The sequence below is a fragment of the Caldibacillus sp. 210928-DFI.2.18 genome (genome assembly GCF_020554505.1).
GTDB classification, from domain to species: domain Bacteria; phylum Bacillota; class Bacilli; order Bacillales; family Caldibacillaceae; genus Caldifermentibacillus; species Caldifermentibacillus hisashii.
In genome coordinates, this window is the sequence record NZ_JAJCHL010000104.1 from 1 (window position 1) to 9,746 (window position 9,746).

The following is a 9,746-nucleotide window of genomic DNA, read 5'->3' on the forward strand; positions in this document are numbered from 1 at the left end:
TGCGGGGCGCTCCAGTTTGTACGTCGCTAAGCGGGCGCTCTGCGCTTTTCTTAACAAAATAAGAAATTCTAAAATTTCCCGGTGCATCGAATTTGCATTCCTTCTTGGAAATTTATATATTAAACTACACAAAAATAAAAATGCTTTACTTTTTCGCCATAATTATCAATAATAATAACAATCAATAAGAATGTGCAAATTTTCATTTGGATGAATAATTCCCCATTTCATCAGTCAAGGACTCCAAGATTTGTTTCAACGCAAAAGTTAAGTGGTTGAGGGGATGTGCTTCTTTAGTCCGATTGGTTTGGGTGGTACATGTTGATTAGACAAGCGTTGCAACAAGGCAGTTTGGCACAATTGCTTTGAATTCCTTTTACAATCCAGCGTGGGTTAGCGATTTTCCTATCACTGGTTGAAGTTCCACTTTATTGGGACAGGCAATCATGACTTATTTTGATACAAATATTGATGCATTTCTATAAAGGTGATTATCATGAGTTCCGATCAAACAATGACAATTGAAGAGTGTATGGAAAAAGTAAGTAGTTATTTAAATGAAGAACATATGGAATTGGTTCGCCATGCATACGAATTTGCAGAACAGGCACACCGTAATCAAATTCGAAAATCCGGTGAACCCTATATCATCCATCCGATTCAGGTTGTCGGGATTTTGGCTGATTTAAAAATGGATCCGGCAACACTTGCGGCGGGATTTCTTCACGATGTTGTTGAAGATACGGATATAACATTGGCGCAAATTGAAGAAGAATTTGGTCAAGAAATTGCTATGCTCGTTGATGGTGTAACGAAATTAGGGAAAATCAAGTATAAATCCCATCAGGAACAACAAGCGGAAAATCATCGGAAAATGTTTGTGGCAATGGCAAAGGATATGCGTGTTATCATCATAAAGTTTTCCGACCGGTTGCATAATATGCGGACATTGAAACATCTGCCGGAAGAAAAACAACGCCGAATCGCCAATGAAACATTAGAAATTTTTGCACCGCTTGCTCACCGCCTTGGAATATCAAAAATAAAATGGGAATTGGAAGATACGGCTCTTCGCTATTTAAATCCTCAACAATATTATCGCATTGTCAATTTAATGAAAAGAAAACGTGCTGAGCGGGAAGAGTATATTCAAGAAGTGATCAATGAAGTTCAAAAGCGGGTAGATGAGGTTTCGATTAAAGCTGAAATTACCGGTCGTCCCAAACATATTTACAGCATCTACCGGAAAATGGTTCTCCAAAATAAACAATTTAATGAAATTTATGATCTGCTGGCTGTCCGAATTATTGTAAACAGTATTAAGGACTGTTATGCCGTTCTTGGAATTATTCATACATGCTGGAAACCGATGCCGGGAAGATTTAAAGATTATATTGCAATGCCGAAACAAAATTTATATCAATCCTTGCATACAACGGTCATCGGTCCAAAAGGGGATCCATTGGAAGTACAAATCCGTACGTTTGAAATGCATCAAATTGCAGAATATGGGATTGCTGCACATTGGGCCTATAAAGAAGGGAAAAAGTTTAACACACCCGATCAATTCGAAAAGAAACTAACTTGGTTTAGAGAAATTCTTGAATTTCAAAATGAATCTTCCAATGCCGAAGAATTTATGGCTTCATTAAAAGTTGACCTGTTTTCTGACATGGTGTATGTTTTTACCCCTAAAGGTGATGTCATTGAATTGCCGGCCGGGTCTGTACCAATTGATTTTGCTTATCGAATTCATTCAGAAATAGGCAATAAGACGATTGGGGCCAAAGTAAATAATAAAATGGTACCTCTTGATTACCGCCTAAAAACCGGTGATATTATCGAAATCCTTACGTCAAAACATTCATATGGACCAAGCCGAGACTGGATTAAACTCGCCCAAACATCACAGGCAAAAAACAAAATTAAACAATTTTTTAAACGCCAACTTAAGGAAGAAAATGTCAATAAAGGCAGAGAACTTGTTGAAAAAGAAATTCGAAATATGGAATTTGATATAAAAGAAGTTATGACAAGCGAGAACCTGAAACGAGTAGCGGATAAATTTAATTTTGCCAATGAAGAAGATATGTTTGCGGCAGTCGGTTACAATGGCATTACAGCGGCTCAGATTGCCAACCGCTTAACCGAAAAATTACGGAAAAAGAAAGATATGGATGAAACACTCCTCTTTAAAGATATTTCCGAGTTTAAACCTGTTAATCACCCGAAACGCCGGGATGCAGGAGTCCGTGTCAAAGGCATCGATAATTTACTGATTCGCTTGTCTAAATGTTGCAGTCCGATTCCGGGTGATGAAATTGTCGGCTATATAACGAAGGGACGCGGTGTTTCGGTTCACAGAACGGATTGTCCGAATGTAAAGGGCGATGATGTAAAAGATCGGCTTATCCCGGTTGAATGGGAAGGATATGCCTCGACAAATAAAGAATACAATGTTGATTTGGAAATTAACGGTTATGATCGGAGAGGATTATTGAATGAAGTATTACAAGCAATTGCTGAGACAAAAACAAATATTACCCAAGTAACAGGAAAAACTGATCGGAACAAAATCGTTACAATCCATTTATCAATATCGATTCAAAATGTTGCTCATCTAAAAAAAGTTGTTGATCGAATTAAACAAATCCATGATATTTATACGGTCCGCCGAGTAATGAATTAAAGGGGGGTACGAAATGCGAGTTGTATTACAGCGGGCAAAAAATGCAAGTGTAACGGTGAATGGAGAAATCGTAGGGAAAATTGCAAAAGGATTTGTCTTGCTCATCGGTGTGATCCATTCAGATACTGAAAAAGACGCAGAATTCCTTGCTGAAAAAATATCCGGTCTTCGCGTTTTTGAAGATGAGAACGGGAAAATGAACCTTTCCCTGTCAGATGTTGAAGGAGAGATTCTTTCCATCTCACAATTTACGTTATACGGGGATATCCGGAAGGGGAGAAGACCTAATTTTATGGAAGCGGCCAAACCGGATCAGGCCAATCGATTATATGAATATTTTAATGCGCGATTACGGGAAAAAGGCTTTGTCGTTGAGACAGGTAAATTTGGTGAAATGATGGATGTAACCTTTACGAATGACGGACCGGTTACATTGATCATTGACAGTCAGTTACTGAATCACTGATAGACAAACCACAGAAGTTCTAATTAAAAGTAAGCTTGATAATTAACAGGTAAACTAATGATAGGAGCCACCTGTTCTCGTCAAAAGTACTATATTGATTATTGGTAGGCAAATCATTACATCATTGGTAGACAAGCCAGAGCTGCCTAATCATAAGTACAAATTAATTATTGACAGGAAGATCATTACATCACTCGCATCGTTGGACAAACTTAATCGGAGTTTGTCTTTTTTTATGAAAAAGCAACGTCAGAATCGGACATACTATTATCGACAAAACTTTTTTAGGAGGAAAACGATGCGTGCTAGTGATAAAAATGATCAGGCAAACTTGACAGGGAAACAAGTTTTTGGTGTAGACTTCCATGACTTTATTGAAAAACAAGAAAATGCATCTTTGTTTGAACTGGCTTCTGAGTACGGACTTTCAATAGGAGAAGTAAGAAAGCTGAAAAAACATCTTTTTCGCTCATAGATACTTGACTTTTAATTAAGCTTCCCGTATGATAAAGTATCAATAACAATATTTTTAATATAATAAACTGATGACGGAGAAAAGTAGTTTCGCCCCAAATGGAAAGAGAGGGAATGTCGCGGCTGAAAGCATTCCTCCATAATGACGAAATGAAAGACACTCCTGAAGTGATTCCTGAACGATCGTTGCCGGTTTCATGGGCGGTTTAGTAAGGGCAATACGTAGGCAGGCGTTAACTGTTTAAGTGGAAGAATAATAGGTATTATTCTTCAATTAGGGTGGCACCGCGAGATTAAGCTCTCGTCCCTTGTTAATGACAAGGAACGGGGGCTTTTTATTTTTCCTTATTTATTTTCCTTTTTAAAAGATAAGAAATTATAAAAATGCAGACGAATTGCTTTGGATTAGTTTTATTGTCTAACTCCGGTCGCCCTGCGCTTTCCTTATTAAAAACTAAATCGTAATACATTAAAGGAGGCTTTACATTTGAAAGTTCAAATCCCAAGAGGAACCCAGGATATTCTTCCCGGTCAGGCAAAAATTTGGCAATGGTTGGAAGAAAAAATGCGCGAGGTTACAAATAAATATCATTTTGAAGAAATAAGAACACCTATTTTTGAACATACGGAAATTTTTGCACGAGGCGTCGGTGATACAACCGATATCGTTCAAAAAGAAATGTATTCCTTTCAAGATCGTAGCGGTCGTGACTTGACACTCAGACCTGAAGGAACAGCAGCGGTTGTCCGATCCTTTGTCGAAAATAAAATGTATGGTGACCCGAATCAACCGGTAAAGCTTTTCTATATTGGTCCGATGTTTCGTTATGAACGACCGCAATCCGGGAGATACCGTCAATTTGTTCAATTTGGTGTTGAAGCATTGGGAAGTCAAGATCCGGCCATTGATGCCGAAGTAATCAGTCTTGCCATGAATATTTACAGAGAGGCAGGATTAAAAAATGTTCATTTAGTCATCAATAGTTTAGGCGATAAAGAAAGCCGGGCAAAACACCGGGAAGCGCTAATCAACCATTTTCGGCCTCGAATCGGCGAGTTTTGTGAAGATTGTCAAAACCGGTTAGAAAAAAATCCATTGCGAATTTTGGATTGCAAGGTTGACCGGGAACATGAACTGATGAAAACCGCGCCGTCAATCTTAGAATACTTGAATGACGAATCAAAAGTTTATTTTGATAAAGTTTGTCAATATTTAACCGATTTAGGTATCGAATATACAATTGATCCGACATTGGTTCGCGGTCTTGACTATTATAATGCGACAACGTTTGAGATTATGAGTTCTGCACCGGGTTTTGGTGCCATTACGACATTATGTGGCGGCGGTCGCTATAATGGGCTCGTTGAGGAATTCGGCGGACCGGAAACACCGGGAATTGGCTTTGCATTAAGTATAGAGAGGCTGATTGCTGCATTGGAAGCAGAGCAAGTTCAACCGGATATACATAACGGTCTTGATTTTTATGTTGTTGCTTTAGGTGAACGGGCAAAAGATTACTCAGTAAAATTACTAAGTGAACTGCGGAATAACGGTTTTTCAGCTGACCGCGACTATACGGGCCGGAAGATGAAAGCTCAATTAAAATCGGCAGACAGGCTACATGCAAAGTTCGTGGTAATTATTGGTGAGGATGAACTGGATGGCGGTATTGTCCAATTGAAAAATATGGAGACCGGTGAACAAAAAGAAATTAAATTAGCAACATTTATTGAAGAGATTAAACAATTTGCTGTTTGATGGAGGATGGAAAAATGTCAATGTTTGGTAGAACCTATTATTGTGGAGAAATTTCCGAAAAAAATGAAGGGGAAACCGTTATGTTAAAAGGATGGGTCCAAAAAAGGAGAGACCTCGGTGGACTTATTTTTATTGATTTAAGGGATCGAACCGGCATCGTTCAGGTCGTTTTCAATCCGGATGTTTCAAAAGAAGCCTTGGCCATTGCTGATGGAGTTCGCAGTGAATATGTTCTGGATGTAGAAGGAAAAGTTGTTTTACGGGAAAAAGGTACAGAAAATCCAAAGTTAAAAACAGGAAAAATTGAAATTCATTGTGAAAAAGTTTCTGTTTTAAATGAATCGAAAACACCGCCGTTTATGATTGATAACAATGCCGAAATCACGGAGGAAATGCGGTTGAAATATCGCTACTTAGATTTACGTCGTCCGGTGATGTATGAGACATTAAAATTACGGCATAAAACGGTTAGAGCGATTCGTGACTTTTTAGACAGTGAAGCATTTATAGAAGTGGAAACCCCGATATTGACAAAAAGTACGCCTGAGGGAGCGCGGGACTATCTTGTTCCCAGCCGCGTCCATCCGGGAGAATTTTATGCATTGCCGCAGAGTCCACAAATTTTTAAACAGTTGTTGATGGTTGGTGGCTTTGACCGTTATTATCAAGTGGCACGTTGTTTTCGTGATGAAGATTTACGTGCAGATCGTCAGCCGGAATTTACCCAAATTGATATTGAGACAAGTTTCCTAAGTCAGGAAGATATTATTGACATTGTTGAACGGATGATGAAAAAGGTAATGAAAGATGTAAAAGGTATTGATATTACGATACCGTTTCCGCGCCTTACCTATCAGGAAGCAATGGACCGATTCGGGTCAGATAAACCGGATACTCGTTTTGGCCTTGAACTTGTTGATCTTTCTGAAGCTGTTAAAGATTCCGGTTTCAAAGTTTTTGCCGATACGGTTGCTTCCGGCGGACAAGTGAAAGGAATCAATGTAAAAAAAGCGGCTGACAAGTATTCACGTAAAGATATTGATGGATTAACGGAATTTGTGAAACGTTACGGCGCAAAAGGACTGGCGTGGGTCAAGGTTACCGTTCAAGGTTTCAACGGTCCAATCGCAAAATTTTTTGATGAAGCGACCCGAAGTCAATTAACATCAATTTTGAAAGCAGAAACCGGTGACTTATTATTGTTTGTAGCCGATAAACAATCAGTTGTAGCCGACAGCCTTGGTGCTCTCCGCTTGAAATTGGGAAAAGATTTGCAACTGATTGATGAGAAAAAATTTAATTTCCTTTGGGTAACGGACTGGCCGTTATTGGAATATGACGATGAAGATGGCCGCTATTATGCTGCCCACCATCCGTTTACGATGCCGTTCAGGGAAGATATCGAGCTTTTGGATACTGACCCCGGAAAGGTTCGTGCACAAGCCTATGATATTGTATTAAACGGGTATGAGTTGGGCGGCGGTTCACTCCGTATTTTTGAACGGGATATTCAAGAAAAAATGTTTCGCGCTCTTGGCTTTTCCGAAGAGCAGGCCCGAAGTCAATTTGGATTTTTAATGGATGCTTTTGAATATGGGACACCGCCACATGGAGGGATTGCCCTTGGTTTAGACCGCTTTGTTATGATTCTTGCTGAAAGAACAAACTTGCGTGATACCATTGCATTTCCGAAAACAGCCAGTGCAAGTGATCCGTTGACAAACGCACCGAGTGGAGTCAGTCAGGCGCAATTGGATGAGCTTCAACTTTCGGTCATTAACAAAGAGAAAGAGTAAAGGAAGGTATTTCCTGTTCCGCTTGTTTGAAATTTTTAATGGCAGGCAGTCAATGAGGAATACAGGTGGGAGTGGGGTTAGCCAAGGTCTGATTTCGTAATCAACATTGAGTGGGATATGGATTTCCACTGGTTGAAGTTTCACTGTATCCTACACGGACCTTCCTAAAAGATTAGGTAGTATAAGAGGCTAAACCGGAAGATTGGTACAACTTACACATCATACGACGGATTGAAGTTTCACTGAATTTATGTTATTATAAAAACAACGAAGAGAGTCCTGATGTGACCGTAAGTTTGCTAACGTTTTGACCGAACATTTTTGCCTTAGGGAGTCTGAAGTTTCTAAGTGGCGCAAATGCCTCGTAACAGTGGACTTGTAAAGCTTAGAACAGGACACCCACCTGCTGAGAGCGGGTTCAAAACAGGCATCCAAACGACGGCACGATTGGGACATCTCTTTTTGTTTGTTAAAAATGCGAAATTAGAAATGAAATAAAATTCGACCCCACTACCTTTTGATTTTCAAAGGGTATTTCTTTTGCCGATTTAAAGGGATTCCCCCACTTATAGAGGGAAATTTTATATTGAAAAATGTTTTTAAGCGCCTGTAGTAAAAGATGGGAAAATGTAAAATTACTTCAATGATTCTATTTACAGAGGATGTGGATCAATGTTACATCAGTTTTCAAGGAATGAATTAGCCATTGGAAAAGAAGGTTTAGAAAAGCTGAAAAATACAACCGCCCTTGTTCTCGGGATTGGCGGTGTCGGATCTTTTGCAGCTGAAGCATTAGCGAGAAGCGGTGTTGGCCGGTTAATTTTAATTGATAAAGATGATGTTGATATTACGAATGTGAATCGTCAAATCATTGCCTTGCTGTCAACTATCGGTCGATCGAAAGTAGAATTGATGAAGGAACGGATTGCCGATATCAATCCGGATTGTGAAGTAATTGCACTAAAAATGTTTTACACGGAAGAAACATATGAGGAAATTTTTCATTACGGTATTGATTTTGTTGTCGATGCATCTGACACGATCATTTACAAAGTTCATATTATGAAAGAATGCTTGAAACGAAATATTCCGATTATCTCCAGTATGGGGGCGGCAAATAAAATGGATCCGACCCGCTTCCAAATTGCCGATATTTCGCAAACTCATACCGACCCGATTGCCCGGGCTATTCGCGGCCATTTGAAAAAAGCGGGGATTAAAAAAGGTATTCCGGTTGTGTTTTCTGATGAAAGCCCGATTGTCATTCGTGAAGATGTCCGCCAATATGTTGGGAATGATGAAGCACCGACCCGCAAAGGACAAATGCCTCCTTCATCCAATGCATTTGTCCCATCGGTGGTCGGCTTGATTATGGCAAGTTATGTAGTAAGAAAAATTTTAGAAGGTGTTAAAATCAACCGTGTGAAAGATGAGATGCTAGTTTAAAAGGCTCATAGAAAAATCAGTAGAGAGAGAATTCTTTACTGATTTTTCTATGACAAAAACAAGTGGGATAACTACTAATGCTAGTATGTCAATCATCTGCCGAAATGGTACATTGTGCAATTGCTAATCGGCATTTTTATCCTTTTCAAGTAATTCTGTAATTTTTTCAGACTCTTTTCAATTTCTTCTAAATGCTGATTTTTCTTAGAAGAATTGATAAGAATTCTACGGATAAAAAGGGTGAAGGAAACGATAAGTAAGACGATAAGACCAATATAAATAAACGCAAAAATTGTTGAAGCAAAATTAACCACGCCCATAGTATATCACCTCCCATTTACTAATTTTAACATACGAATGTATTTTCTGAAATCTTAATAAGAGTGTTCTTCACCACGTGAATAGGGTTTCGTCGTCGTCCAAAAAAGGTGTTTCACGCTCCAAAATGGTGACGAGAACGAGTCAAGTCGTCAAAATCGGGTGTTTTTCAGCTTAAAATGGTGACGAGAACGGGTCTCGTCGCCAAAAAAAGGTGTTTTTCAGCTTAAAATGGTGACGAGAATAAGTCTCGTCGCCAAAATATGAAGTTTTTCGGCTCAAAATGGTGACGAGAACGAGTCTCGTCGTCAAAATATGGAGTTTTTCGCCACAAAAAGGTGACGAGAATAAATTTCGTCGTCGAAAAAGAGCGTTTTCGGTTTCAAAAAGGTGACGAGAATAAGTCTCGTCGTCGAAAAAAGCGTTTTCGGTTTCAAAATGGTGACGAGAACGAGTCTCGTCGTCAAAAAAAGGAGTTTTTCGGCTCAAAGTGGTGACGAGAATAGGTCTCGTCGCCAAAAAAAGGAGTTTTCCGGCTCAAAATGGTGACGAGAACGGGTCTCGTCGTCAAAAAATAGAGTTTCCGGCCACAAAAAGGTGACGAGAACGGGTCTCGTCGTCAAAAAAGGGTGTTTTTCAGCTCAAAGTGGTGACGAGAACGAGTCTCGTCGTCAAAAAATAGAGTTTCCGGCCACAAAAAGGTGACGAGAACGGGTCTCGTCGTCAAAAAAGGGTGTTTTTCAGCTCAAAGTGGTGACGAGAACGAGTCTCGTCGTCAAAAAATAGAGTTTCCGGCCA

At 39.4% G+C, this 9,746-nt stretch carries 7 protein-coding genes, 1 other RNA gene, 1 pseudogene and 1 other annotated feature; of the genes and pseudogenes, 7 read left to right on the top strand and 2 right to left on the bottom strand.

Annotated features, from left to right (window positions below):
* Positions 1-496 precede the first annotated feature (496 nt).
* The 7 genes from LIZ98_RS15510 to LIZ98_RS15540 all read left to right on the top strand — a co-directional run bounded on the left by LIZ98_RS15510 (position 497) and on the right by LIZ98_RS15540 (position 8,630).
* Positions 497-2,689, top strand: coding sequence for a RelA/SpoT family protein (locus LIZ98_RS15510; protein WP_108898339.1), 2,193 nt, complete (start codon positions 497-499; stop codon positions 2,687-2,689).
* Between the two features lie 13 nt (positions 2,690-2,702).
* Positions 2,703-3,155, top strand: a complete 453-nt coding sequence (dtd, locus tag LIZ98_RS15515; protein ID WP_227140180.1) for a D-aminoacyl-tRNA deacylase — start codon at positions 2,703-2,705, stop codon at positions 3,153-3,155.
* A 298-nt stretch (positions 3,156-3,453) separates the two neighbouring features.
* The gene (locus LIZ98_RS15520) at positions 3,454-3,630 is read left to right on the top strand and encodes a hypothetical protein (protein ID WP_192878686.1); all 177 of its coding nucleotides are present in this window, start codon (positions 3,454-3,456) and stop codon (positions 3,628-3,630) included.
* A gap of 61 nt (positions 3,631-3,691) precedes the next feature.
* Positions 3,692-3,941: a binding site (T-box leader), on the top strand.
* A gap of 175 nt (positions 3,942-4,116) precedes the next feature.
* Positions 4,117-5,388, top strand: a complete 1,272-nt coding sequence (gene hisS, locus LIZ98_RS15525; protein WP_227140181.1) for a histidine--tRNA ligase — start codon at positions 4,117-4,119, stop codon at positions 5,386-5,388.
* 20 nt (positions 5,389-5,408) lie between these two features.
* Entirely contained in the window at positions 5,409-7,184 is a 1,776-nt protein-coding gene (gene aspS, locus LIZ98_RS15530) for an aspartate--tRNA ligase (RefSeq protein ID WP_227140185.1), read from the top strand.
* 273 nt (positions 7,185-7,457) lie between these two features.
* Positions 7,458-7,642, top strand: a non-coding RNA gene (ssrS, locus tag LIZ98_RS15535) — 6S RNA.
* Positions 7,643-7,856: 214 nt separating this feature from the next.
* Positions 7,857-8,630, top strand: coding sequence for a tRNA threonylcarbamoyladenosine dehydratase (locus LIZ98_RS15540; protein ID WP_034771310.1), 774 nt, complete (start codon positions 7,857-7,859; stop codon positions 8,628-8,630).
* A 123-nt stretch (positions 8,631-8,753) separates the two neighbouring features.
* Here the strand turns inward: LIZ98_RS15540 and LIZ98_RS15545 are convergent.
* Together LIZ98_RS15545 and LIZ98_RS15550 are read right to left on the bottom strand one after the other, a co-directional pair.
* Positions 8,754-8,950: pseudogene (locus LIZ98_RS15545) on the bottom strand (DUF4083 domain-containing protein).
* 172 nt (positions 8,951-9,122) lie between these two features.
* Positions 9,123-9,467: a hypothetical protein gene (locus LIZ98_RS15550; RefSeq protein WP_227203127.1), complete on the bottom strand. Its 345-nt coding sequence runs from the start codon at positions 9,465-9,467 to the stop codon at positions 9,123-9,125.
* Positions 9,468-9,746: the final 279 nt, after the last annotated feature.